30 protein-coding genes are annotated in these 24,747 nt (G+C 65.0%); 14 read left to right on the top strand and 16 right to left on the bottom strand.

Annotated features, from left to right (window positions below; translation table 11 throughout):
- Nucleotides 1-44 precede the first annotated feature (44 nt).
- The 10 genes from mltG to AC56KZ_RS00910 all read left to right on the top strand — a co-directional run bounded on the left by mltG (nt 45) and on the right by AC56KZ_RS00910 (nt 7,000).
- Nucleotides 45-1,058 (top strand): endolytic transglycosylase MltG, encoded by a 1,014-nt coding sequence (gene mltG, locus AC56KZ_RS00955; RefSeq protein ID WP_497160263.1) that lies wholly within the window; start codon nt 45-47, stop codon nt 1,056-1,058.
- 5 nt (nt 1,059-1,063) lie between these two features.
- Nucleotides 1,064-1,678 carry a dTMP kinase gene (gene tmk, locus AC56KZ_RS00950; RefSeq protein ID WP_497161192.1) on the top strand — a complete coding sequence of 205 codons (615 nt, stop codon included), beginning with the start codon at nt 1,064-1,066 and terminating at the stop codon, nt 1,676-1,678.
- Entirely contained in the window at nt 1,678-2,730 is a 1,053-nt protein-coding gene (locus tag AC56KZ_RS00945; protein WP_497160262.1) for a DNA polymerase III subunit delta', read from the top strand. The genes tmk and AC56KZ_RS00945 overlap by 1 nt, the downstream gene beginning before the upstream one ends.
- Nucleotides 2,731-2,746: 16 nt before the next feature.
- Complete coding sequence (locus AC56KZ_RS00940; RefSeq protein ID WP_497160261.1) at nt 2,747-3,124, top strand: PilZ domain-containing protein; 378 nt, start codon at nt 2,747-2,749, stop codon at nt 3,122-3,124.
- 22 nt (nt 3,125-3,146) lie between these two features.
- The gene (locus tag AC56KZ_RS00935) at nt 3,147-3,665 is read left to right on the top strand and encodes a GNAT family N-acetyltransferase (RefSeq protein ID WP_497160260.1); all 519 of its coding nucleotides are present in this window, start codon (nt 3,147-3,149) and stop codon (nt 3,663-3,665) included.
- Between the two features lie 36 nt (nt 3,666-3,701).
- Nucleotides 3,702-4,484: a TatD family hydrolase gene (locus tag AC56KZ_RS00930; protein ID WP_497160259.1), complete on the top strand. Its 783-nt coding sequence runs from the start codon at nt 3,702-3,704 to the stop codon at nt 4,482-4,484.
- A 1-nt stretch (nt 4,485) separates the two neighbouring features.
- Entirely contained in the window at nt 4,486-5,202 is a 717-nt protein-coding gene (locus AC56KZ_RS00925; protein WP_497160258.1) for an ankyrin repeat domain-containing protein, read from the top strand.
- 149 nt (nt 5,203-5,351) lie between these two features.
- On the top strand, nt 5,352-6,290 hold the full coding sequence (locus AC56KZ_RS00920) for a class I SAM-dependent methyltransferase (protein WP_497160257.1): 939 nt from the start codon (nt 5,352-5,354) through the stop codon (nt 6,288-6,290).
- A 156-nt stretch (nt 6,291-6,446) separates the two neighbouring features.
- Entirely contained in the window at nt 6,447-6,647 is a 201-nt protein-coding gene (locus AC56KZ_RS00915) for a hypothetical protein (RefSeq protein WP_497160256.1), read from the top strand.
- Between the two features lie 128 nt (nt 6,648-6,775).
- Nucleotides 6,776-7,000, top strand: coding sequence for a DUF6139 family protein (locus AC56KZ_RS00910; RefSeq protein WP_497160255.1), 225 nt, complete (start codon nt 6,776-6,778; stop codon nt 6,998-7,000).
- An 86-nt stretch (nt 7,001-7,086) separates the two neighbouring features.
- On the opposite strand, the gene AC56KZ_RS00905 is transcribed toward AC56KZ_RS00910, so the two are convergent.
- The 11 genes from AC56KZ_RS00905 to AC56KZ_RS00855 form a co-directional block, all read right to left on the bottom strand.
- Entirely contained in the window at nt 7,087-7,524 is a 438-nt protein-coding gene (locus AC56KZ_RS00905) for a universal stress protein (RefSeq protein WP_497160254.1), read from the bottom strand.
- A 119-nt stretch (nt 7,525-7,643) separates the two neighbouring features.
- Entirely contained in the window at nt 7,644-8,636 is a 993-nt protein-coding gene (locus AC56KZ_RS00900; RefSeq protein ID WP_497160253.1) for a tyrosine-type recombinase/integrase, read from the bottom strand.
- 206 nt (nt 8,637-8,842) lie between these two features.
- The gene (locus tag AC56KZ_RS00895) at nt 8,843-9,286 is read right to left on the bottom strand and encodes a YybH family protein (RefSeq protein ID WP_497160252.1); all 444 of its coding nucleotides are present in this window, start codon (nt 9,284-9,286) and stop codon (nt 8,843-8,845) included.
- Nucleotides 9,287-9,312: 26 nt separating this feature from the next.
- A complete protein-coding gene (locus tag AC56KZ_RS00890) occupies nt 9,313-10,254 on the bottom strand; it encodes a CopD family protein (RefSeq protein ID WP_497160251.1) in 942 nt (313 codons plus the stop codon).
- 1 nt (nt 10,255) lies between these two features.
- Nucleotides 10,256-10,621, bottom strand: coding sequence for a copper resistance protein CopC (locus AC56KZ_RS00885; RefSeq protein ID WP_497160250.1), 366 nt, complete (start codon nt 10,619-10,621; stop codon nt 10,256-10,258).
- Nucleotides 10,622-10,646: 25 nt separating this feature from the next.
- Nucleotides 10,647-11,000 (bottom strand): copper-binding protein, encoded by a 354-nt coding sequence (locus AC56KZ_RS00880; RefSeq protein WP_497160249.1) that lies wholly within the window; start codon nt 10,998-11,000, stop codon nt 10,647-10,649.
- A gap of 52 nt (nt 11,001-11,052) precedes the next feature.
- Nucleotides 11,053-12,444 (bottom strand): multicopper oxidase family protein, encoded by a 1,392-nt coding sequence (locus AC56KZ_RS00875; RefSeq protein ID WP_497160248.1) that lies wholly within the window; start codon nt 12,442-12,444, stop codon nt 11,053-11,055.
- 16 nt (nt 12,445-12,460) lie between these two features.
- A complete protein-coding gene (locus tag AC56KZ_RS00870) occupies nt 12,461-13,870 on the bottom strand; it encodes a TolC family protein (protein ID WP_497160247.1) in 1,410 nt (469 codons plus the stop codon).
- A 12-nt stretch (nt 13,871-13,882) separates the two neighbouring features.
- Nucleotides 13,883-14,197, bottom strand: a complete 315-nt coding sequence (locus AC56KZ_RS00865) for a hypothetical protein (RefSeq protein WP_497160246.1) — start codon at nt 14,195-14,197, stop codon at nt 13,883-13,885.
- Nucleotides 14,198-14,296: 99 nt separating this feature from the next.
- Nucleotides 14,297-14,719 carry a hypothetical protein gene (locus tag AC56KZ_RS00860; RefSeq protein ID WP_497160245.1) on the bottom strand — a complete coding sequence of 141 codons (423 nt, stop codon included), beginning with the start codon at nt 14,717-14,719 and terminating at the stop codon, nt 14,297-14,299.
- A 53-nt stretch (nt 14,720-14,772) separates the two neighbouring features.
- Nucleotides 14,773-15,984, bottom strand: a complete 1,212-nt coding sequence (locus AC56KZ_RS00855) for a cation:proton antiporter (protein WP_497160244.1) — start codon at nt 15,982-15,984, stop codon at nt 14,773-14,775.
- Nucleotides 15,985-17,161: 1,177 nt separating this feature from the next.
- On the opposite strand from AC56KZ_RS00855, the gene AC56KZ_RS00850 reads away from it, so the two are divergent.
- Nucleotides 17,162-18,436: an MFS transporter gene (locus AC56KZ_RS00850; RefSeq protein WP_497160243.1), complete on the top strand. Its 1,275-nt coding sequence runs from the start codon at nt 17,162-17,164 to the stop codon at nt 18,434-18,436.
- A gap of 6 nt (nt 18,437-18,442) precedes the next feature.
- Here AC56KZ_RS00850 and wrbA read toward each other — a convergent pair whose 3' ends face one another.
- Nucleotides 18,443-19,042 (bottom strand): NAD(P)H:quinone oxidoreductase, encoded by a 600-nt coding sequence (wrbA, locus tag AC56KZ_RS00845; protein ID WP_497160242.1) that lies wholly within the window; start codon nt 19,040-19,042, stop codon nt 18,443-18,445.
- A gap of 281 nt (nt 19,043-19,323) precedes the next feature.
- A complete protein-coding gene (locus AC56KZ_RS00840) occupies nt 19,324-20,487 on the bottom strand; it encodes a tyrosine-type recombinase/integrase (RefSeq protein ID WP_497160241.1) in 1,164 nt (387 codons plus the stop codon).
- Between the two features lie 112 nt (nt 20,488-20,599).
- On the opposite strand from AC56KZ_RS00840, the gene AC56KZ_RS00835 reads away from it, so the two are divergent.
- The gene (locus AC56KZ_RS00835; protein ID WP_497160240.1) at nt 20,600-21,193 is read left to right on the top strand and encodes an isochorismatase family protein; all 594 of its coding nucleotides are present in this window, start codon (nt 20,600-20,602) and stop codon (nt 21,191-21,193) included.
- A gap of 93 nt (nt 21,194-21,286) precedes the next feature.
- Here AC56KZ_RS00835 and bcaP read toward each other — a convergent pair whose 3' ends face one another.
- Nucleotides 21,287-22,687 (bottom strand): branched-chain amino acid transporter BcaP, encoded by a 1,401-nt coding sequence (bcaP, locus tag AC56KZ_RS00830; protein WP_497160239.1) that lies wholly within the window; start codon nt 22,685-22,687, stop codon nt 21,287-21,289.
- Between the two features lie 255 nt (nt 22,688-22,942).
- A complete protein-coding gene (locus AC56KZ_RS00825; RefSeq protein WP_497160238.1) occupies nt 22,943-23,320 on the bottom strand; it encodes a DUF2784 domain-containing protein in 378 nt (125 codons plus the stop codon).
- A gap of 49 nt (nt 23,321-23,369) precedes the next feature.
- On the opposite strand from AC56KZ_RS00825, the gene AC56KZ_RS00820 reads away from it, so the two are divergent.
- Complete coding sequence (locus AC56KZ_RS00820) at nt 23,370-23,813, top strand: DUF411 domain-containing protein (protein WP_497160237.1); 444 nt, start codon at nt 23,370-23,372, stop codon at nt 23,811-23,813.
- A gap of 40 nt (nt 23,814-23,853) precedes the next feature.
- Nucleotides 23,854-24,207, top strand: coding sequence for a hypothetical protein (locus AC56KZ_RS00815; RefSeq protein WP_497160236.1), 354 nt, complete (start codon nt 23,854-23,856; stop codon nt 24,205-24,207).
- 4 nt (nt 24,208-24,211) lie between these two features.
- Here AC56KZ_RS00815 and AC56KZ_RS00810 read toward each other — a convergent pair whose 3' ends face one another.
- On the bottom strand, nt 24,212-24,712 hold the full coding sequence (locus tag AC56KZ_RS00810) for a pyridoxamine 5'-phosphate oxidase family protein (RefSeq protein ID WP_497160235.1): 501 nt from the start codon (nt 24,710-24,712) through the stop codon (nt 24,212-24,214).
- Nucleotides 24,713-24,747: the final 35 nt, after the last annotated feature.

Raw genomic sequence — 24,747 nt, 5'->3', positions numbered from 1 at the left:
CCGGCATTTCGCGCCGAAGGCTGCTTAAACCCAGAAAAAACAGAATGGCATTGATAAAAAAATTGATTGTCACCGGCGTGATCGTGTCGGTCGCGGCGGTGGGAGGCTTTGCATGGTGGGCCAAACAGCCCCTGACCACGGCCGAGCCGGCCATCGATTTCGCGATTGCACCGGGCAGCAGCGTCGGCGCCGCGGCCCAGCAAATGGCAAAGGCCGGCGTGCCGCTGAACCCGGCCTTGTTCCAGGTGCTGGCCCGTGTCACGGGCCAGAGCGCGCGCATCAAGGCCGGCAGCTACGAGTTGAAACCGAATACCTCGCCGCGCGGCTTGCTGACCCAGCTGGTGCGCGGCGAGTTCGCCCAGGAATCGCTCACCATCATCGAAGGCTGGACCTTCCGCCAGATGCGCGAGGCGATCCGGGACAGCAAGGCGCTGCGCCAGGAAACGGCAAAACTGAGCGACGCCGAATTGATGGCGAAGGTGACCAAGGACTACAAACAGCCGGAAGGCTTGTTCTTCCCGGACACCTACCTGTTCGCCAAGGGCGCCAGCGACCTGCAGATCTACAAGCAGGCGCACCAGATGATGCTCGACCGCCTGAAGGCGGCCTGGGAAAAGCGCGACCCGAACCTGCCCTACAAATCGCCCTACGAGGCGCTGATCATGGCCTCGATCGTCGAGAAGGAAACCGGCCAGAAGAGCGAGCGGGCAATGATCGCCGGCGTCTTCGTGAACCGGCTGCGGGTCGGCATGATGCTGCAGACCGATCCCAGCGTGATCTACGGCATGGGTGCGCGCTACGACGGCAAGATCGCCAAGAAGGACTTGCAGACCGATACGCCGTACAACACCTATACCCGCTATGGCCTGCCGCCGACCCCGATCGCGCTGCCGGGCGTGCAATCGCTGGGCGCGGCGCTGGCGCCGGCCACGACCGAGGCCCTGTATTTCGTTTCGCGTAACGACGGCACCAGCCAGTTCTCCGAGAACCTGAACGACCATAACCGCGCCGTGAACCAGTACCAGCGCGGTGCGTCGAGCAGCGCCAGCAAACCGTGAACACCATGAGCGACCGCGGCAGGTTCATCACCTTCGAAGGCATCGACGGCGCCGGCAAGTCGACCCATATCGGCTTCGTCAACGATTTTCTGGGTGCGCGCGGCAAGACCATCGTCTCCTCGCGCGAGCCGGGCGGTACGCCCCTGGGCGAAAAACTGCGCGACTTGCTGCTGCACGAAAAAATGCACCTGGAAACCGAAGCGCTGCTGATGTTCGCCAGCCGCCGCGAGCACATGGCGCAAGTCATCGAGCCGGCCCTGGCCGCCGGCAGCTGGGTGCTGTCGGACCGCTTCAGCGACGCCAGCTTCGCCTACCAGAGCGGCGGGCGCGGCATGGACCGCAGCAAGATGGAAGCGCTGGAAGCGTGGGTGCACCCGCACTTGCAGCCGGATCTAACCCTGCTGTTCGACGTCCCGCTGGAAGTTGCGCGCGAACGCCTCGACGCCACGCGCACGCTCGACAAGTTCGAGCGCGAACAGGAGGCCTTCTTTGCCCGCTGCCGCGCCGAATACCTGCGGCGCGCCGCGCAGTTCCCGCAGCGTTTCGCCGTGATCGACTCCACGCGCAGCATCGAGGCGACCCAGCGGACAATCAGCGAGGCGCTGGAGCGGCTGCTGTGATGATCTACCCCTGGCAGCAGGCCTCCTGGGACGCATTGCAGGCGATGCGCGCGCGGCTGCCGCACGCAATCCTGTTCCATGGCCCGGCCGGCATCGGCAAGGCCGGCTTCATCGAAAGCTTTGCCCAGTCGCTGCTGTGCGAAAACGTACGTGCCGACGGGCGCGCCTGCGAGGCTTGCGCGTCCTGCGGCTGGTTCGTCCAGCACAACCATCCCGATTACCGGCGCGTGCGCCCGGAAGCGCTCGAGGACGAGCCGGGCTTCGATGCCGAGGCCGATGCCGGGGAGGGCGACAAGAAATCGAAATCGACCAAGGCGCCGTCGAAAGAGATCAAGATCGAGCAGATCCGGGCGCTGGCCGACTTCATGAACATCTCGACCCACCGCCAGGGCCTGCGCGTGGTGGTGCTGTATCCGGCCGAGGCGCTCAACACGCCGGCTTCGAACGCGCTCCTGAAAACCCTGGAAGAGCCGCCGCCGGGCACCGTGTTCCTGCTGGCCTCGAACGGCATCGACCGCCTGCTGCCGACCATCCTGTCGCGCTGCCGCAAGTTCGCGCTGCCCACGCCGGACCATGCCGCGGCCAGCGCCTGGCTGCAAGCCCAGGGCGTGCAGGATGCCGACAGCTGGCTGAGCGAGGAGAGCGGATCGCCGCTGGCCGCACTGGAAAAATCGGCGGGCGGCTCGCGCGAGGAACTCGACGCCCTGCTGGGCTTCCTGGCCCGCCCGAATCTGGAAGCGGCCTTGCGCCAGGCCGAAAAGCTCAGCAAGGCCCCGCTGGCGGCGCTCGTGTCATGGCAACAACGCTGGCTCTACGACCTGCTGGCGTGTAAGCTTTCCGGCAGGGTGCGCTACTATCCGCGCTACCAGAAGGAACTTGCAGCCTTGGCCGCCAGCGTGCACACTGGGAAGCTGTTACGTGCAATCAAGTCTGCGAACGAGCGCCGCGCGACCGCCGACCATCCGCTGTCGCCCAAGCTGTTTGTCGAGGATTTGTTGCTGGACTATACAGCGTGCTGCGGCCCGGCCGGCGTGGCCCGGCCTGCAGTTTGAATTCGGAGAAATCGAGATGACCGGCAATACAACCGACCCAAACGCCTCGCTCGTGCCGCGGCCGTCGGTGCTCTCGCTTGCCATCAAGGAAAAAGCGGCGCTGTACGCAGCCTACATGCCTTTCCTGAAGAATGGCGGCATGTTCGTGCCGACACCGAAGGCCTACAAGATCGGCGACGAGGTCTACCTGATCCTGTCGCTGATGGACGATCCGAACAAATACCCGATCGCCGGCAAGGTCGCCTGGATCACGCCGGCCGGCGCCAACAATAGCAAGGCGCAGGGCATCGGCGTGCATTTTCCCCAGGATGAAAGCGGCCAGCGCGCCAGGATGCGCATCGAGGAAATCCTGGGCGCCGCCCTGCGTTCCTCGCGCGCGACCCATACCCTGTAATCTTTTTCTCTCGTTTCCCTCCATGCCGTCCTACGTCCACCGTCTTGCCCGCCGCGACGACCTGCCCGTCATCGTCGACATCTATAATTCGACGGTCGCCTCGCGCGAAGTCACGGCCGATACCGAGCCCGTCAGCGTCGCCTCGCGCGAAGCCTGGTTCAACGAGCATACGCCCGAGCGGCGCCCGCTCTGGACCATCCACGACGGGCTTGATACTTCCGAGGATCCGCCTGTGATCGGCTGGATGTCTTACTCGAATTTCTACGGCCGACCGGCCTATTCGGGCACGGCCGAACTGTCGATCTATATCGACGAAGCCTGGCGCGGCAAGGGCATCGGCAAATATTGCCTGGAGCAGGCGATCGCCTTTGCCCCGCAAATCAGGGTGCACACGCTGCTCGGCTTTATCTTCGGGCATAACGCGCCGAGCCTGGCCCTGTTCGGCAAGTTCGGCTTCGACACCTGGGCGCATTTTCCGCGCGTGGCGAACCTGGACGGGGTCGAGCGCGATCTGATCATTCTGGGCAAACGGGTAGCCTGAAATTCGGACGCCGGGCCTACCCGGTACAATATGGGCATGTACATCGATTCCCACTGCCATATCAATTTCCCCGAGCTGGCCGCCCGGATGCCCGAGATCCTCGCCAAGATGGACGAGAACCGGGTCACGCACGCCCTGTGCGTGTCGGTCGACCTGCCGGATTTCCCCTCGGTGCTGGCGCTGGCCGAGCAATACCCGAACATCTATGCCTCGGTCGGCGTCCATCCCGACTACGAAGACACGCCTGAACCGACCGTGCAACAGCTGGTCGAGCTGGCGCGGCATCCGAAGGTCGTCGCCATCGGCGAGACCGGCCTCGATTATTACCGCCTCGAGGGCGACCTGGAATGGCAGCGCGAGCGCTTCCGCACCCATATCCGCGCCTCGCGCGAGACGCGCAAACCACTGATCATCCACACCCGCGCCGCCAGCCTCGACACCATCCGCATCATGCGCGAAGAGGGCGCCGGCGTGAGCGAGGGCGGCGTGGCCGGCGTCATGCATTGCTTCACCGAGTCGCTCGAGGTGGCGGAGGCGGCGATCGAGATGGGCTTCTATATTTCGTTTTCCGGGATCGTCACCTTCAAGAGCGCGAAAGACCTGCAGGCGGTCGCGCGCGCCGTGCCGATCGAGCGCATGCTGATCGAAACCGACTCGCCCTACCTGGCGCCGGTGCCTTTCCGCGGCCGGGTGAACGAGCCGGGCTATGTGGCGCACGTGGCCGAGTACATCGCCACCCTCAAGGAACTGCCGCTGCGCGAGGTGGCGCAGCGCACCTCCGACAATTTCTTTACGCTGTTCCAGCACGCAAAGGGCTGATATGAACCGTTCGCGCCGCACCGGCCTGTTGAATCTTGTCCTCGCGTTCAGCCTTGGCTTTGGTCTCGGCCCGGCCCGGGCGGCGCCGGATGCGCCGGCCGCCCCGAGCGCGCGCGAGCTCACCGCCTTTTTCCGCGCCGTCCAGCTCGACGACCTGCGGACCGTCCAGTCCATGCTGGGCAGCAGGGTGAACGCGAACCAGCTCAATCCGCTGGGGGCGGAGCCCGGCCTGGTGCAGGCGGTGCGCGAAGACGCGATGCAGGTATTCCGCGCCTTCCTCGCCCATCCGGGCACCGACCTCGAAGCGCAAGCGTCGAACGGGAATACCGCGCTGATGATGGCAGCCTACAAACGCAACCGCCCGGCGGTCGAAGCGCTGCTGGCCAGGGGCGCCAGGGTCAACCGACCCGTCGACCAACCCGTTGACCAGCCCGGCTGGACGGCGCTGCATTACGCCGCCGCCAGTGGCGACGACGCCATCGTGCGCCTGCTGCTTGCGCGCGGCGCCCGGGTCGATGCGGTATCGCCCCCCAAAAGCGGGGCCTACACGCCGATGATGATGGCCGCGCGCGAAGGCCACGACGCCACCGCGCTGCTGCTGATCGCCCACGGCGCCGACCGCAAGCGCACCAACAGCGAAGGCCTCACCGCCGTCGAGATCGCCGAACGCGCGGGCAAGCCGATGGTGGCCAGGAGCATCGCCCGCGGCCTGCGCTGAGGGGCGCCCCCGGGTCTCGGGCTTCTCGCGAACTGGCAGGTATTCCTGCCCCAGCTCGGAAAATTGCCGACAGCAAGCGCCCCGCATAATGTTCCCACTGAGAAAATAAATGCGCCACAGTAATATGGGCGCGGACCATAAGGAACCTTATGCTGAACGAACGCGAAATCGAAAGCTGCTACCTCGGGCAATTCATCCCCGTCCATTATCATCACAATATGTTGATGGACAAGAACCGCATGAATGCTTTCCAGGCGGCGATTGCCTACGCGGTGCGCCCCGGCATGAAGGTGCTCGAGCTGGGCGGCGGCACCGGCGTGCTCTCGTATTTCGCGGCCCAGGCGGCCTCGCAGGTCTACTGCGTCGAGTTCAATCCGGACCTGGTGCGCGAGGCGCGCCGCTTCCTGGCGATGAATCCGAACGGCCACAAGGTCGAGGTGATCCACGCGGATGCTTTCGAGTACCTGCCGCCGGAGCCGGTCGACGTCGTCATCTGCGAAATGATCCACGTGGCCATGCTGCGCGAAAAACAGGTCGCCGTGATCGAGGCCTTCAAGGCGCGTTACCTGGCCAAATTCGGCGGGCCGCTGCCGCTGTTCATGCCTGAAGCCGTGGTGATGGCGGTCCAGCCCCTGCAGCAGGATTATGCGTTCAATGGTTTTTACGCGCCGATCGTGCAGTTCCACGAGACGAACGTGGCCTATCCCGGCACCGAGGAACTGGCGGCGCCCGCCGTCTACAGCGTGCTCGACTTCGCCGGCCCGGTGGACAGCCTGATCGCCTGGCGCGGCAGTTTCCAGATCGCCCGCGGCGGCACGCTCAACGCCCTGCGTTTCGTCACCAAGAACCTGCTGTCGGTGGTGCAGGAGCAGGGCGGCACCATCGACTGGCTGAACCACTACATGAGCGTGCCGCTGGGGCGCCCGCTCGAGGTGGTGGCGGGCGACACGGTCGAGCTCGCCCTGGAATACCGCGCCGGGGCGTCGATCCCGAGCCTGCAGGCATCGCTGCGCGCCAGCCTGGTGTCCGCGCTGCCAGGCGCGGCGCAGGTGGCGCCGCCCACGGCGCGCGCCGTCGAATTCGCGTAAGGGCGCGCCGCGCGCGTAGTTCGTCCATTCGCTCGATCCCGCTTATCGTGCGATCCGGCGGCTCCGTCGCGCCGGCCTGCCGTTCGTCGCAAGGCGGCAAGCCAGGCCGGCTGGCGGCCTTACACTGGTGCTCCACGATCATTTTCGGAGCATGCGATGTTCGGTTTCCTGTTGTGGCTGCTGGTCTTGATGCTGTGCTGGCCGCTTGCCCTGCTGGCCCTGGTGCTGTACCCGCTGGTCTGGCTCTTGCTCTTGCCGCTGCGCCTGCTGGGCATCGGCGTGGACGCCGTCTTTGCGCTGCTGCGCTCGGTCCTGATGCTGCCGGCCCGTGTGCTCGGCCAGGCCCCGGGACGCTAGCAGCGCCGGGTCTGCGCGGCAGAGTGTGGGGCAATTAACAGACGCACCTGGTGGAACCGCCTACTGTGGAGCGGTCCGCTTCATCCGGAAGCGAGGCTTCACATGCCTTTCACTGTAAGGAAAAGATTATGCGCCTGGACATTTACCGCAGGGCCGAAAGCGACGGCAAGGTCTCCTACCTGGCCGTTCCGGAAACCCGCAACATCCCCGAAGAAGCAACCAACACCGATTGGGAAGTGGAGGCGCGCGCCTTCGAGATCGACGACGGCGCCGACCAGCTGCCCGACTACGAGATCGCCAACCTGAACGGACAGCTGGCCGAAAAAGGCTATGCAATGACGGCACTGCATTAATAGCGCAGGATTTCCGTCCCGCATGCGTCTGTTCGTCGCTGGAGCCCCCAGGGGCTCTGGCGCCTTGTCATGTCCGGAACATCGCCTCAGCGGTACACCAGCACCGGGATCGCACTGTGCACCAGCACCTTCTGTGTCTCGCTGCCCAGCAGCATGCCCGCGACGCCGCGCCGGCCGTGCGAGGCCATGATGATCAGATCGCAGCCGCGCTCGCGCGCCGCCCTGAGAATCGCTTCATAGGGCTGGTCGGAACGTACCAGGACCGTCGTGGCGGTGACGCCGGCCGATCTGGCGGCATCGGCCACGATTGCCAGTTGCTTGTTGCCGCGCGCTTCGCTGTCCGCGAGATACTCGTCTTCGGTGCTTTCGATCATGTCGGCGTTCGCGCTGAAGGTGTGGAAGTCGGGCAGGGCGGTCATGCCGACCACCTGGGCGCCGATTTCCTTTGCAAAACTCACGCCGGCGAGCACTGCGCGGGTCGACAGTTCCGACCCGTCAGTGGGCAATAGAATCTGTTTGAACATGATGGCTCCTCCAGTCCGTCGCGCGAGCAGTGTCGGCGCATGGTCATCCATGCGCTTAGTCTGCGGCGCGAGCTTGAGGGAGGTTTGATCCGTGTCAAAGTGGCGCGCGCGGGAGCTGCTCAGTTCGTCGGGTCTGGCTTGACGCGGGTGGCCTGGTAGTCGGCGGCCGAACGTTCAAGCGCCAGGCCCAGCACGTCTTTCAGCTCGTCGGCACTCGCGCCACTGTCGAGCTGGCGGCGCGCGAAGGTGTTGCGCAGGGTGCGCCCGCCGGAACGCGCCAGGTCCATTCCGGCGCGCTCGAAGGTGGCGCGCATCTGCACATAGACGGTTTTCCGGGTCATCCGGGCGCCGGCCAGGTTGGCGGGGAAAACGAACTGGCCGGGAATCGCCAGGCTCGCGCGCTCCCGCAGCCACGGGAACAGCTCATCGACACCCTCGCGGGGCAGGGTGACCGTGTGCTCATGGCTGGTGTCGAGCTTCTCGTCGGGGGTGATCGTCAGCACCACGGAACCATCGATGCCGACTTGCCGGCCGACTTCGCCAAGCAGCAATCCAACCGCTTCCGAGACGCGCAGGCCGGCCAGCGCAATGACGACCTGCATGGCCCGATCCCGCCGGCGCTTCCAGCCGGTGAATGGCATATTCCCCTGGCGCCCGGGAGCTTCCCCAGGCAGGGCGGCAAAAAAGCGCTCCAGCTGGTCCTCGGACAGGCTGCGCCCGGCATCGTCTTTTGCCATGTGAGCGCGGTCGATGTTCAGGATCGCCTGCTGCGCCGGATTCGGCGCCACCTCCAGATGCTCGTAGCAACGCTCCAGCAGGCGCAGGTAACGCAGGGCGATCTTGCTGTTCAGGACACGCTTGCCCTTGTGGGTGCGGTTGACGAAGCGCACCAGGTCGGCCTGGGTGACCCGGGAGAAGGTGAGTCCCTGTTCCCTGAGCCAGCTCGCCAGGTTTCCCCACATGAAGAGATAGATCTTCGCCGATGCGGGTGAGAGCACGCGCAGCGAGCCATCGGCGCGCAAGCGCCGTCCCGTTTCCGCGAAGGCCGTGGTGAAGATGAATTGCTTGAATGCCTGAACCGGGTCGGCATCCCACGCAGTCAGTTCGCTCATGAAGGACTCCATTGTGATCCTTGCCACCACTATAAACCGTAACTAACCAACGCGAAGTTTAATTCAACAGTAAAAATGAAACGCCGACGACTTCGATACGGCAAACGATGCTCAAGCAGGCTGACAGGAAAGAGAGCGAAGCCTGACACCCGCGAAGGGGCAAACCCCCTCGCGTGCTTGCGCCAGCCCACAGGGCAGGGGCCGGATTACTTCGCCTTGCGCGAGGACCAGTGCACGTGCACGATCGTCCAGTTGTCGCCGTTCTTCTCCAGCACCGCCGTCTCGGTTCCAAAGGCATGCACCGGCTTTCCGCGCGCGCTACCCGTGGTTTCGGTTTCTTCCCACAGGATGGCCGTCTTGCCGTCGATGCGCTCGGTCTGCTTCAAGACCTTGCGGGTCGCGGTCTTCGCAAACTCGATGTCGCCGCCGAGGTGGTGTCCCGCGTATTCCTCACGCGAACGTTCCACATGACCCGCCTCGTAGATCGCGACCTCGGGGGCGAGCAGGCTCGTTGCCCTGGCCTTGTCGCCACTGGCGAGCGCCGCATGGAAGGCTGCCAGGGTTTCTTTCGGCGAGGCCGCAAGGCTCTCGCCCGACGTTGCGAAGAGCGCTGTTGCGAGCAGGACTGCCGTGGTCGACTGGATTCTCATTGCTGTTCCTTTTGGTTTGACGTGTCTCAGTACGCCGTTGGGGGTGGGGTGGAGCTGAGGATGGCGGCGGCGATCATCACGGTGACCAGGATGATCGCTTCCAGCTGCAGTACGAGCGCAAACCGGGTGGGTGCGCCCTGTTCGTGTTGCCCGCTTCCGCGCAGCCGGGCAAGCAGCGCAGGCATGAGCATGAAGCGGTTGATGCCGCCAAGCGCCGCCGCGCAAAGCACCAGGGCAATCTTGACGAGCAACACCGTTCCGTAGGGGTTGCCAAGCACCTGGTCCGGGCTGCCCAGTGCGCGCCATGCGCTGAGGACGCCGGTAGCGAAGATGCCCGCCAGGGCGACGGTTGCCGAGCCTGACAGCGCGGCGACATAGCGCGCGCAGTCGGCCTGGTCCTGCTGCCGGTCCGCGGGGATGATGCGCAGGACGATCAGGCCGGCGACGAGCACGCCGCCGATCCAGACGCTGACCAGTACCAGGTGCAGCCAATCGACGGCAACCATCCAGGTGAAGTTGCCCGCGGCGCCGGCGTGGCTGACGATGCTGCGGCTGTACAGGAAGAGACCGAGCGCCAACAGCGGCAGCAGCGCGGCCGGTTTGCCGACGGCCGCGCGCGCGCGTAGCGCCGTCGCGGCCCAGGCCAGGAGCAGGGCGCAGGCGCCGAGCATCCATGCGCTGCCGTAGTGGGTTGCCGTGATGACCGACGCGACCGCGGGGAAGGCCTCGGCCACGGGCACTTCCGCCATCGACGCCGCCTCGAGCCAGAGCACCGCGGCATAGGCCGGCATCGCGGCCCAGAAGCAGAGCAGCATCGCCTGGCGCAGGCGCGGCAGCATGGCGGCCGCCCAGGGCGAAGCTGCCCCGCGCAGCCAGAGCGTGGCGGCGCCGGCGCCGACCAGCACCGACACCGACAGGTTCAGGACGACGACGGCGACCCGCTGGGCGACTGCGAGATCCGGCTCCACCTCACCTTACCCGGAAGGCGAACTCGCCCTTGACCTTGTGGCCATCGCGCGTGACCGTGCTCCACTGGACGCGGTAGGCTCCCGGGCGCAGGGCAGGGACGCTGGCCACGAGCACTTTCGGATTGGCGGCGTCCACCGCGATCTTCGACGCTGCAATGATGCCGCCCTTGTCGTCGACCAGTTTTACCTTGCTGAAGGGCAGCTCGAGCGGATCGCTGAACTGCAGGCGCAGCTGGGCCGGCGCCGTGGCAAGCACGGCATTTGCTTGCGGCAGCGAGGACTCGAGCTTCGTATGCGCCAGCACCGGGGCGCCGGCCAGGCATGCGGCTGCGGCCACGATGGCCGCAACAAGGTTTTTTGCTTTCATGTGATTTTCCGGTTGGAGCTGGGTGTCAGGGCGCCTGGAGCTGCACGATCGTGATGGCCCCGCCCACGCGGTCGGCTGCAAACCTGACCTTGCTGCCAACCTGTACCTGCTCGAGCATGGCCGGGTCCCTGACCCGGAATACCATCGTCATCGCCGCCATGTTGAGGTTTTTCAGTTCGCCGTGACGCAGCGTGATCTTCCCGGTTTCCTTGTCGATCTTCTTGACTTCGCCCTCGGTCAGCTCGGCCGGCGCGGTGGCCTGGTGAGCGGCGTGCGCGGCGTGTGTTGAATGGGCATCGTGTGCCCCTTGCTGGGCGCTGGCAATCGAGGCGGTGGCGGCCAGTGCGATGCCAATGGCCAGTGTCGACAATATCTTCATGCTGATGTTTTCCTTGGTTGGTGTTGATTCTGGTTTTGACCAGTAACTATAGTTAATGATGACCCTGGTGGCCAGTCGGCTTGCGGACGGTGACCTCGATGTCGGCAGGCTTCACTGCGGGCATGGCCTGGCCGCCGGCTGCCTGGCTGCGCACGGCAGGCGGTGCTTCGCCCTTCCACTCCCAGGCAACGCTGCCTGGTGGATGCTTGTACCAGCCGGGATCGGTGTAGTCGCCGCGTTTCTGGTCCTTGCGTACCTTCAGGATCGTGAACATTCCGCCCATTTCGACGCCGCCGAAGGGGCCCTGGCCGGTCATCATCGGCAAGGTGTTTTCCGGGAGCGGCATTTCCATGTCGCCCATCGAGCCGCCTTTGTCGCCCATCACCATATAGTCCGGAATCAGTTTGGTGATTTTTTCGGCGACGCCCCGATGATCGACCCCGATCAGGGTCGGGACCTCGTGGCCCATGGCGTTCATGGTGTGGTGCGACTTGTGGCAGTGGAAAGCCCAGTCGCCCGGTTCGTCGGCGACGAACTCGATCGCCCGCATCTGGCCCACGGCGACGTCGGTCGTGACTTCGGGCCAGCGCGATTCGGGCCGGGTCCAGCCGCCGTCGGTACCGGTCACTTCGAACTCGTGCCCGTGCAGGTGGATCGGGTGGTTGGTCATCGTCAGGTTGCCGGTGCGGATACGCACGCGGTCGCCCTGGCGCACGTTCATCGTGTCGATCCCCGGGAAGACGCGGCTGTTGAAGGTCCAGATATTAAAGTCGAGCATTTCGTTGACCTTCGGCGTGTAGCTGCCGGGCTCGATGTTATAGGCGTTCAGCAGGAACACGAAGTCGCGGTCTACCGCGTGGTGCTTCGGATTTTTCGGGTGGGTCACCCAGAAGCCCATCATCCCCATCGCCATCTGCACCATCTCGTCGGCATGCGGGTGGTACATGAAGGTGCCGGGGCGCCGCGCCACGAATTCATACACGAAGGTCTTGCCGGGCTGGATGCCGGGCTGGGTCAGGCCGGTGACGCCGTCCATGCCGTTCGGCAGGCGCTGGCCGTGCCAGTGGATGCTGGTGTGCTCGGGCAGGCGGTTGGTGACGAAAATGCGGACGCGGTCGCCCTCGACCACTTCGATGGTCGGGCCGGGGCTCTGGCCGTTGTAGCCCCACAGGTTGGCCTTCATGCCGGGCGCGATTTCGCGCACCACCGGCTCGGCGACCAGGTGAAACTCCTTGATGCCATCCTTCATGCGCCAGGGCAGGGACCAGCCGTTCAGGGTGACGACCGGGTTGTACGGGCGGCCGTTGGGCGGCGGCGGCGGTGGCTGCGTGGCCGCGCTGCCCGTCATCGGCGCCTCGGGCAGCGTGGCGGCGCCGGCACGGCTCACCAGGGAGGCGCCGACCAGTGCAGCGGCGCCTGTTACGAAACTTCGACGCGTGTTCATCCTTGATTCCTCATTCTTAATGTTCGGGAGCCGCTTCGGCGGACGAGGCCGGGGCGAGCACGGCCGGCGACCCTCCGCTGCCGCTGATGGCGGCCTGCAGGCCCGTTTCAGCGATCCAGAAGTCGCGCTGAGCTTCAATCGCAGCGTTCACGCTGGTGACCTGGGCGCGGGCGTCGGCCAGCAGCTCGAAGACGCTCATCAGCATGCCGTTGTAGCGCAACAGGGTCTCGTCGGAGATCTTTTTGCGGATCGGCACGACTGTGTCGCGATAGTGCCGGGCGAGGTCATAGGTGGTGCGGTAGCTGGAGTAGGCTTCGCGCACCTGCGAGCGGGCATTGATGGCGGTGTCATGGGTGCGGTGCACCGAATGCATGTAGAGCGCTTCGGCCTTTGCGGTGCGGGCGCCGCCCCAATCAAACATGGGCAGGACCAGCTCGATCTCGTAACCGTTCTCGCGCGGGGCGCCCGACTTGCTCGCGTTGGCATAGCCGGCGTCGAGGACGTTGACGAAGCCGGTCGCCCTGGTCAGTCCCAGGGCCCGGGCGGTGGCCTCGGTATTGAGCTTGGCCAGGCGCAGGTCGAGACGCTGCTGCATCGCGGTGGACTCGATATCGGCCGCATCGCGCGGCGCGGCCGGCAGCTCCGGCAGCTTGTCCGGCAGCTGGAAGGCCGTACTGGCTCCCCACACGCCCATCAGCCGGGTCAGCTGCTCGCGCGCCGCCGTCGCATTGTGGCGTGCGCGTGCCAGCTGCGCCGTCGATTCTGCCGAAAAAGCCTGCTCGCGTGCCTGGTCGAGGGCGCTGAGGTTGCCGACCCGGGCCATGCGCTGCGCCAGCTCGGCGCTGGCCTGGGCCGCGTCGCGCACTTGCTCGGCATAGCGCGCCGATTGCACGGCCGCCACGGCAGTGAACCAGGCCTTGCGGGTGTCGGCGGCCAGGCCAACCGCTTGCGTCGCCGCGGCGAGCTTGGCGCCCTCGAAACGGCGCGTTTCGATATCGCGGCGCAGGGGAATCGTCAGCAGGCCGACCAGGTCGAACATGACGCTGCGCTCGATCTCGGTTTCGCCGCCGCCCGAGAGGCGGCCGAAGCTGAAGCCGGGATTGGCCATGCGGCCAGCCTGCACCAGGTCAGCTTCCGCCACGCCCAGTTGCGCGAACCCGGCGCGCAGGCCGCGGTTGTTGAGCAGGGCGATGCGCACCGCCTGGTCGGCCGTGAGCGGCTGCTTCAGCATGGAGCCGAGCTCGGCCTGCGCCAGTTCGCTCTGACCCTTCAGGAAACGGATGTCCTGCCCGGTTCTCTCGGCCGTCAAGGCGGAGACCGCATCGAGGCCGCCGTCGTTCGAGAAGCTGGCGCAGCCGCTCAGGGCCAGGACCGCGAGGCCCGCCGCCACGGCACGCCGCGATGGAATGGATGGCTTGATTGTCATGGGTGCCCTGGCTTAATGATGCTTGCTGTGGTCGGCAGCCGGCGTCGAAGCCGGCTTCGGAGCGGGCGCCGCTGCCTGCATCGCGTGTCCGGCATGCGCGGGAACGGCGGCAACGGTGGCGTTGGCGCTCTTCCAGGCCTTGTCGGGCGTGGGAGCGGTTTCTTCCGGACGGGCCTGGGACTCGCTGGCGAACACGGATTCGTAGCGTGCCGCCGGCACGGAGACGCGTGGATCGGCCGGGTCGGGCGCAGGGTATTGCTGGGCCAGTGCGCAAGCGGGCATGGCGAGCAGGACGCCAAAGGTGGCGACCCAAAGCTTGATTATCATTGTCAATTCCTCAAAATCGGAAACGGGCGTGCGTACGCACTGATGCTCATGCAGCGCAAGGCGAACGGCTGCAATCAGCCGGGTCAGCGCTGGTTTCGATCAAGCGGATGGGTGCCGGGGAGGGCGCTTGGGGCCCTCCTGGATGAAGCCCTCGAGGAAAAATGCAGGCGAAGCAAGGACGGCATCGGAACCGTCGAATGAAGGAAGGGCGAGATCGGTGGACGGCGGTGCGGCCGCGCCGAGGCAGAAGGACGAGCAGGCGCTGCAGGAGCCGGGCTTGTCGAGATCGGCGTCGGCAGGCGTCGTGTCGGACGCCGGCTCGGCAGAATGGCCCGCATGTTCGGCGGCATGGTGCGCATGCGCGTCAGCCACGGGTTCGTGATGCGAAGCGGCCATGGAAGCCGGCGCCTGCAACTGGTGATGAACCGGTGCACAACCCATGCCGAGGCTGCCCGCGACCGCATGCAGCGGCGGCACGGCGATCAACAGCCAGAGCAGGAAGGTCTTGAGGGATCGGTTCATGGTCGGCGCGAGTATATCATGAGGCTTTTCGCCCGGTAATTCGGGCGAATCGGCTAACTCGATTTGAAGACCAGCTCCCCCGCGCGCCGCAGCTTGGGGTAGACCACCGGCACCGTCAGCATCGTGCTGCCGATCGCCATCAGGAGCAGGGCGGTGAAGGTCTCGCTGGTAATGATGGCCTTGTCGAGCAGGATGTTGGCGAAGATGATCATGATGAGCGCCTTGGTCTGCAACAGCCAGCCGATGATGGTCGCTTCGCCCTTGCCCCAGCCGAGGATGCGCCCCGCCAGATGGGCGCCGGCCAGCTTGCCCGCCACCGAAGCCGCCAGCAGCAGCGCCGCCGCGACGAATACCGCCGCGCCCCCCACCGCCCAGTTGGTACGCAGGCCGGTGCTCAGGAAGTACACCGGCATCATCACCAGCAGCACGTTGTGGCGTAGCCCGTCGAGCTTCTTCTGGTCGAACCAGTGTGCATCCATGACGGCGCCGGCCAGGAAGGCGCCGACCATGAAGTGCAGCCCGGCCCAATCGGCCGCCAGCGCGCAGGCGGCGAGCCAGATCGGCGCCACGAACCAGCGGTCGCGCTCCTCGAGCCACTGCATCAGCCGGCGCATGCCGAACGTGGTCACCACGAACAGCAGCATGAAGGCGAGCTGGCGCCCGACGCGGGTCCAGTCCAGCAGGATCAGCGCCAGCACGCCCCAGATCGCGATATCGTCCAGGCTTGCATAGCGCAGCACGCGCTGGCCGATCGGCTCGCGCAGGATCTCGAGTTTTTCCATGAGGAGGATCAGGATCGGCAGGGCGGTCACGGCGCAGGCCATGCCGACGCCCAGGACGAACTGCCAGTTGTCGGCGTCGGCGCCTTTCCAGCCGGCGTAGCCAAGCATCCCGACCGCGGCGACGCAGCCGAACAGCAGCGGCACGCCCAGCGCGAGCGAAGCGGTGATCGTGCTCTCGCGCCGGTGCTCCCAGGCTTTCCTGAGATCGAGTTCGATCCCGGCGATCATCACGAACAGCATCACCGCCCACCAGGCGATGCCGTTCAGGGCGCCCATCACCTGTGGATTGAACACGAAGTCATAGTATTCGGGATAGGCGCGCCCGAGGATGCCGGGGCCGAGCAGCACGCCGGTAATGATCTGCACCACCACCAGCGGCGCCCAGTAATCGGTATTCCCGAGCCGCCAGATCAGGTAGGGAAGCGTAAAAATGACGAGCATGGCGATCAAAAAGATCTCCGTCGTTCCCATTGCAGTATGCATGATGCCTTTCTCTTGTTGCTGTATCAATCTTCCAGGCGCTCGCATGCCGTCCCGGCAGGCGCCACTTTACCCGTTCGGCGGATCTTTTTGTTGCCCAGTGTGTTTATCTAGGAGTAAAAAGAAAGTGTGAGGGCGCTTGGTACACGACAACCATAACTTCGCATAATCTATATTATGTCAAATGCGCTATTTGAATTAGTATGCTCTGGACGGGAACAGCGCTTCCCTGCCGGTATGTGAGGACGCTCGATTTTTCTAGCTAGCTCATGAAAGCTTCTGTGGTAACTCAGGCTGCCCCGCCAGACGGCTGCCGCCAGCGGGTCCAGGCGTCCCGCATCGTCCAGGCGTCGCCTACGCTGCGCCACCCGAACGCATCAGAAGTCGCCTGGCCGTATTGGCCGTTGCGGCAGCTGCCGGACCTGCCCGGCAGGATCCAGCAGTTTGTCCGCAGTACGCGCTACTGCGACGGATCAGCGGACCAGAAGCACTGTTCTCGGTGGAAGTCGATTAAATGAAATGCCCGGTCGTTCGGGTTGGGAGCCGGTTCACCGCAAGGCGCGCCGACCGGGATTCCAGAAGAAGCCTGGCCGGAACGGCCGCCCCATGCAGACCCATCGTCAAGGACGCAGGCGTTCGCCGCAGGCTGCCTGCAGGCTGTCTTGTAAGGCGCGATGAGGCTCTGCAACGCACCCGAGCGACTTCGGGCACCACACAGTGGGCAACTGCCCGCGCTCAGCAGCATGTACAGTGTGTCGGTTCGCCCTCGAAACGGCGCCTGGCGCCAGGATGTTTCGGGAGACACCGTCATCGACGCCGACGCGATCTGAGGCAAAGGGACGGGCGCTCGAACCCGTTTCCGGAAACCGACCACAGGCGCAGCAAGGGTCTGCCCGCAATCGTCGCAATTTCCGGATCTATTACGCTTGTACGCGACCATCTAGCGAGAAATCACCGTACAAGTCCCGAAAGAGACCTGGACAGACCCCCACCACCCCCGCCGCCGCCAGTACGAAAGCAACTCGACAATAGTAACCATAATGTCGAGTTCACAGTCCGGGCGTGGCAACCGGCGCCGCGAATGTCGTCTTGAACTGTCCGCGCGCTCCCCTGCGGCTACACTGCATATTTGTTGCAAACACTGTTCCAGGCGCTCAACGGTAACTCATCAAGGAAAAGAATGTCCGATTCACAGAAACTGACGATCGAGCCGGCAGAGGCAAAGGACTTCAGCGGCTACCAGAAAGTCGTTGCCGGCCTGCTCGCCTTCCTGCAATTCGCCGTGATCCTCGACTTTATGATCATGGCGCCACTTGGTGCGCTGATCATTCCTGCACTGGACATCACCCCCGCCCGCTTCGGCCTGATCGTCTCGGCCTATGCGTTCAGCGCTGGCCTGAGCGGCCTGCTCGCCGCCGGTTTCGCCGACCGCTTCGACCGCAAGAAACTGCTGCTGTTCTTCTATGTCGGCTTCCTTGCGGCCACCTTGTGGTGTGGGCTGGCCCAGTCGTTCACCGCCCTCCTCTGCGCCCGGATCGTCACCGGACTGTTCGGCGGGGTGATCGGCTCGGTCGTGCTGGCCATCGCCACCGACCTGTACGCCCCCGGTTTGCGCGGCCGTGTGATGGGCATCATCCAGACGGCGTTTGCCGCCAGCCAGGTGCTGGGCCTGCCCGTCGCCCTGTTCGCATCGAACCGCTGGGACTGGCACGCCCCGTTTTTCCTGCTGGTGGCCCTGGGGGGCGTCGGCGGCCTGCTGGTGGCCTGGCGCCTGAAACCGGTGACGGCCCACCTCGACCAGGCGAGCGAAGTGCATCCGGTACGGCACCTGGTCGCCACGATCACGGCGCGCCGTCACCTGCCCGCGTTTGCCGCAACCGTGCTGCTGTCGACGGGCGGCTTCATGATCATGCCCTTCAGTACCGTTTTCATCGTCAACAACCTGGGACTGGCGAATACCGACCTGCCGACGATTTACCTGCTCACCGGCCTCTGCACGATCGTGGCAGGTCCGCTGATCGGCAAAGCGGTCGACGCCTTCGGTCGAATGAAAGTTTTTGTAGTCGGCAGCGCGATCACCATCGTCATGGTCCTGGTATACACCAACCTGGGACCGGTACCGCTGCCGGTGCTGGTCCTGGTCAATGTCGTCATGTTCGCCGGTATCTTCTCGCGCATGATTCCCTATCAGGCGATGTCCGCTTCCGTCCCCGAAGCCCAGATGCGCGGCTCCTTCAATGCGATCAGCGCGTCGATCCAGCAGCTGTCCGGCGGCGTGGCCGCGATCGTCGCCGGTCAGCTCGTGCACATCGGTGCGGACGGCAGGCTGGAGGGATTCGACCGGGTTGGCTGGGTGCTGGTGGCGACCACGATTGCCGGCATTTTCCTGGTCAGGCAGGTCGACCGGGAACTGCGGAGTCGAACGGCAGCGAAGCCGTCACCGGGGAACCGCTAGACAAATTCAACCGAACAGCTTGACTGCCGTCGCCGCGACCAGCCGGCCCTGGTGGCGGGCGCCCTCGAGTTCGTTCTGGCTGGGCTGGCGTTCGCCCTTGCCGCCGGCAATCGTGCTGGCGCCGTAAGGACTGGCGCCGGTGATTTCATCGAGCGTCATCTGGCCGGCGAAGCTGTACGGCAGGCCGACCACGACCATGCCGAAGTGCAGCAGATTCGTGATGATCGAGAACAGCGTCGTTTCCTGGCCGCCGTGCTGGGTGGCGGTCGAGGTAAAGGCGGCGCCGACCTTGCCGTTCAGGGCCCCGCTCGCCCACAGGCCGCCGGTCTGGTCAAGGAAAGCCGCCATTTGCGACGGCATGCGGCCGTAGCGGGTAGGCGCGCCGATGACGATGGCGTCGTAGCCAGGCAACTCGTCGACGGTGGCGATCGGCGCCTGCTGGTCCAGCTTGAAGTGCGCCTTGCTGGCGATTGCCTCGGGCACCGTTTCCGGCACCCGCTTGACCACTACTTCCGCCCCGCCCGTCCTTGCACCCTCGGCGATGGCATTTGCCATCTGCTCGACGTGACCATAGGTTGAGTAATACAACACCAATACCTTCGCCATGCGACGCTCCTTGAAAAAGAAAATGAACAACAGGCAGCCGCCTGCGGTGGCAGTGCGTTTGCGCCTGTGACTATCCTACCCCCAAGCCGGCAGGCGACTCGTCCGGGACAGATTCGCTTTGCGCCCTCTTTCCTGCAAGCCTGGTTTGAATAGCGATAGCTTGTCCGTAGTTGGCGGCTCCAAATCAGTCTGGTTTGGTGAAAATCCGCGTTGGTTAGTTACGATTTACTATGGGTGCCGGGTGTCGAACCCGCTACCCTCGGGGGCAAGATTGAAATCCCTCATTTGTCGCGCTTCTTGTCGACCGAGGCGATGATCTCGTCGTGCCGTTCATGGTCGGTCTTGTGCAGGTAGGCTGCGGTGGTGGCAATGTTGGCGTGCCCCGCCGTGTCCTGGAGTGTCTTGAGCTGCACGCCGTTGTTGGCATGGTTGGTGAGCATGCTGTGGCGTAGCCAGTGCGCCGACGCATGGCGCAGGCTGGCGGCGATGTCGGCCTCCCCTGCCGCCGCGGCCGCGGACGCCGCCTCGGCAAAGACCCCTTTCAGGGCTTCCGCGGCGGCCTCGTCGGTCAGGCGCTTGACGCTGCGGCTGCGGCTCGACAGGACGAGGGGCATGCGGTCGGCACGCACTGACTGCGCCGGCAGGCCAAAGGCTTGCCGGTAGCGCTTGAAGGCGTCGAGCATCTCGTCGGGCACCGGCAAACGGCGCGGCTTGTTGCCCTTCCCCAGCACGTCGATCCACCAGCGTCCATTCCCTTCCGTATAGATCGATCCCATGCTGGCGCCGACAATTTCGTTGAGCCGCGCTCCGGTGTGGGCAAAAGCGAGCAGCAGGAAGCGGTCGCGCTCGCGCCGCCGCAGCGAGGCCGGCGAGTCGGTCAGCCGGCGCGAGACGGTTGCGACCGCCAGCGCGATGGCCTCCGGCGTGAGGTAGCGCGTGATGCGGCTGGCCAGCGGCGCGCGCACATTGCGCACCAGCGCGCCCGGGTTGCGGCGCAGGTAGCCGGTCTGTTCGGCAAAGGCCAGCAGGCCCTTGACGGCGATCATCGACTGGCGCCGGCTCGGGTCCGACAAGGGGCCGCTGAACGGACGGTAGCGGGCGTCGCTGCGCGGCCACTTGGTTTTCGAGATCCAGTCCGGCGGCGGGTCGCGCAGGAATTCCTTGTAGGCGTTGAGGTCGGCCACGTTCAGCTGGGCCAGCGATTTTTTGGCTTCTTCGCGGCACCAGGTAAGGAAGCGATACAGTTCCTTTTCCGTATTGGCGATCGACTTGGCGCTCAGGGCGCCATTGGCGATGAATTCGCGGGCGATTTCGACGTCGGTCTGGGCTTCGGTAATCGGATCGTCGGCAACGCGGAACATCTTGACGTCGAGCCGCGCGCTCGGCGCGCCAGCGCCGCTGTCCGGAAGCGCCGGCGTGAGGTCGAGGGGAAGGAATTTTGTCATGGGCCAGGGTGCGAACTACTGTATGTTTATACAGTATAGCATGTGCACCATGGTCAGAGCGGTAACACTTTTGCGCCATGCTAAGCTATGCGCTCCATCACAAGGATCACCCATGCCTTCCCTGTCCCTGGCGCCGTCCGACGCCCTCCTCATCGTCGACCTTCAGAATGATTTCCTCCCTGGCGGCAGCCTCGGTGTGCCGGGCGGTGACGAGGTTCTCGAACCCATCAACCGCTTGATCGCTCTGTTTACCGCGCAAGGCTTGCCGGTCTACGCTTCGCGCGACTGGCATCCTGTGGATCACTGCTCGTTCGCGGCGCGCAGCGGTCCCTGGCTCCCGCATTGCGTGGCCGGCACCGAGGGGGCGGCGTTTTCCGCAGCGCTGCGGCTGCCGCCGGATACGGTCGTCGTTTCCAAGGCGGACACGGCAGATGTCGACGCCTATTCCGCTTTCAACGGGACCGAACTGGCCGGCCGGCTGCGCGCACGCGGCATCCAACGCCTGGCCGTGTGCGGGCTGGCGACCGATTACTGTGTGCTCAACACGGTGCTGGACGCGCGCGCGAACGGTTTCGAGGTGCTGATCGTTCCGGAAGCGATGCGCGCAGTGGAAGTGAAGCCGGGCGACGGCGCACGGGCAATGGCCGCGATGGCCGAGCGCGGCGCCGTTTCCGTATCCTTGTACGCGCTGGCCGCCGGCATCTGAAGCACGCATAAAAAAACCTGATCGCGGCGGATGCCGTCGATCAGGTTCGCACCAGGGCAGGCCCCGGCCGCGGCCGGGACGCTTGCATCGGTATTACGCTTTGGTGCCGTTCAGTTTCGAATGGTGGCGTGCGTAGACGAAGTAGATCACCAGGCCGAGCAGCAGCCAGATGATGAAGGCGATCCAGGTGGTGGCGCTCAGGAAGGACATCAGCGCCAGGCAGAAGATGATCGCCAGGATCGGCACCAGCGGCACGCCAGGGCAACGGAAGGCGCGCGGCAGGTCGGGACGGGTCTTGCGCAGGATGATCACGGCGACCGAGACCAGCGAGAACGCTGCCAGGGTACCGATGTTGACCAGTTCGGCCAGCACGCCAAGCGGCACGACGGCGGCGATCAGGCCGAAGACGATGCCGACCAGCCAGGTCGCGAAGTACGGGGTGCCGTATTTCGGGTGGATGGTCGAGAGCTTGGCCGGCAGCAGGCCGTCGCGCGACATGGCGTACAGGATACGGGTCTGGCCGTAGGCCATCACCAGCATCACGGTGCTCATGCCGAGGATCGCGGCGATGTCGACAAAAGCGGCAACCCAGTCCTGGCCGGCATACTGCAGCGCCAGCGAGACCGGGTGGTCGACGCCCTTGAAGTTCATGAACGGGACGATGCCGGTCATGATGGCCGAGACCGCCACATACAGCACGGTGCAGACGGCCAGCGAGCCGATGATACCGATTGGCAGGTCTTTTGCCGGATTCTTGACTTCTTCCGCGGCCGAGGTCACGGCGTCGAAACCGATGAAGGCGAAGAACACCAGGGCGGCCGCGCTCATCACGCTACCGGCGCCGAAAGGCATGAAGGGCTGCCAGTTTTCCGGCTTGACGTAGTTGACGCCGACGGCGATGAACAGCAGCACGACGCCGGTCTTGATCAGCACCATGATGTTGTTGATGCGGGCCGATTCGCGCACGCCGAGCGAGAGCATGAAGGTCAGGACCATCATGATCAAAAAGGCCGGCAGGTTGAACAGCGAATTGACGCCGGGGATGGCGCCCGGGGCTGCGCGCAGGGCTTCCGGCAGCACCACGCCGATGCCCTTGAGCAGCGACTGGAAATAGCCGGACCAGCCGACCGCAACCGTCGAGGTCGCGAGACCGTATTCGAGCAGCAGGTCCCAGCCGATCATCCAGGCGACCAGTTCGCCCAAGGTCAGGTAGGAATAGGTGTAGATCGAGCCGGCCACCGGCACGCTCGAGGCGAATTCCGCGTAGCACAGCGCGGCGAAGCCACAGGCCACGGCAGCGACGATGAAGGAAAGGGTCAGCGCGGGGCCGGCGGTGACCGCACCCGTACCGGTCAGCACGAAAATACCCGTGCCGACAATTGCCCCGATACCCATCAGGATCAGGTCCATGGGTCCGAGGACCTTTTTCAACCCGCCTGGCGCGCGGGCATCCGCGACCATGGAATCGAGATTTTTCGTCCTAAAAATACTCACTGCGTGTTCTCCTGTTTTTCATTATCGTTCTCCTCCAGGAAAGGCGCCGCGTCTCGGTGGCGACTTTCCCCGCTTTGCTGTCTTTTCCCGTCCAAACGCCGCGCCGATCGCTACCTCGAATTGACACCCTCGTATTTACGCAGGCGCAAAAAAAATCGTAACAATAAGCCAGCACATCCGCATTATTGCTCCGTCAACCCCGGTTGAGCAAGCTCGCCGTAGGGCAAGATTGCCAGCGCTGCCTTTCCAGGGGTCTTAGCTCTTCGCGCGGCGCCGCGATGCCCGCAGGAATATCCAGGCGTAGAGAAGCAGATTGACCGCCACGACGACAGCGGCCAGCACGAACTGGGTATCGCGCGTCAGCCCGCCCGGATACAGCAGCCACAGGATGTAATGCTCGATGAAGCTCTCTGCATACCCGCCCTGCCCTGCGCGCAGCCGCAGCAGGTTTTCGAGCGCCGTCAGCGGGCAGCCGCGCCCGCTCAATTCGACATAGACACCCCAGGCGGCAGCGGGCAGGTGCAGCCACGCCAGGCGCGGCCAGCGCGCTGACAGGAGTGCGCCGGCGACGACGAACAGGACGAAGGCCAGGTGGACCAGCAAGACCAGCGAGGACGCCAGCGCGTAGAGCATGTTTGGCGCTCCGGTGTAAGATGGATGATCGAATGAGGGAGGAACCCGCATGTCCAAGCCACGTATTCTAAGCCTGCTCGCCGCCGGTCTGATCGGATTGCCGGCCATCGCCTTGGCGGCCAAACCGGTCGTCGATGTCTACAAGACCGCCAGTTGCGGCTGTTGCAAGGGATGGGTCAAGCACCTCGAGGAAAGCGGTTTCGCGGTCAGGGCCCATGACGTGGCCGATCCTGGCGACTATCGGCAAAAGTTCGGCATACCGAAGGAGCTCGGTTCCTGCCACAGCGCGCGCGTCGGCGGCTATGCGCTGGAGGGCCATGTGCCGGCGGCCGACATCAAGCGCCTGCTGGCCAGCAAACCCAAGGCCATCGGGCTGGCAGTGCCGGCCATGCCGGCCGGCTCGCCCGGCATGGAGGGGCCGCGCAAGGACACCTACGAGGTGCTGCTGGTGAACAAGGGCGGCAAGACGACGGTATTCAAGCGCTACGAATGAACATTTGACAAGGACGCGATGTGCGCCTCGGGAGAACAGCATGACAGCAGCGACGAACAATCCAGGTAGCGCGCAGGATCCTGGCGCAACGGCGATCGGCGGCACGACCAGCGGCCAGGCCGGCGCTACCCCGGCGCACGAGAGCTTCGCCGAGACCGGCGGCAACGGCGGGGCCCAGCTGACGCACAGCCATGGCGACAATCCGGACGGCCTCGAAGCGGCGCACGGGGATGAAAGCGCCAGCGGACCGGCCGGCGATACGGACAGCGACGTCCAATCCGGCGCCAGGGGTGCGCAGGATACCCGGCAGGAACAGGGCGGCGGCACCGGAACCGGCATCGGCAGCCGCGAGAGCGGCGCCAACCAGTCCACAGGCGACCTGCCGCCGCGCTGAGGGTTTACAGCTTGATCAGGCCGTGCTCGCCCGGATCGACGTCCGGGGTGGTGCCGGTCACCGCCGCCTTGGCCATCTGGAACAGGCGCACCATCTTGCTGTCGTTCGAGTCCCAGTATTCGGCGCTGTGCGGCATCACGCGCACCAGCACCACGTGCTCGTCTTCCGGGCCGTGCGGGAACCAGGCCTGCACCATCGGGTTCCACAGGGCGCGGATACGCGCGCGGTCGACCACGCGCTCGGCCCGCCCGCTGATCGACACCCACAGGCTGTCGTCGGGCTGGGCGAAGCTGACGTTGACTTCGGGCTGGGCGACGATGTTCTGCCACAAGGCAGTGTGGGTCGAGGTATAGAACCACAGCGCGCCCTGCTCGTCCGTTTCCTGCTTGGTCATCGGATGGCTGATCAGGTGGCCGTGCTCGTCGATGGTGGTGAACATGGCGAAGCGCATTGAGCTGATCTTGTCGGCCAGTGCAGTAACTTGTGCGGAAGCGTTCGTGGACATGGGTTTTCCTTTTAATCAATGAAGCCCCCATCCTA

The organism is Telluria sp. LT2P34, from assembly GCF_059685915.1.
Note: the sequence above shows the minus strand (reverse complement) of the source record. Positions and strands in the feature narration are given on the sequence as shown.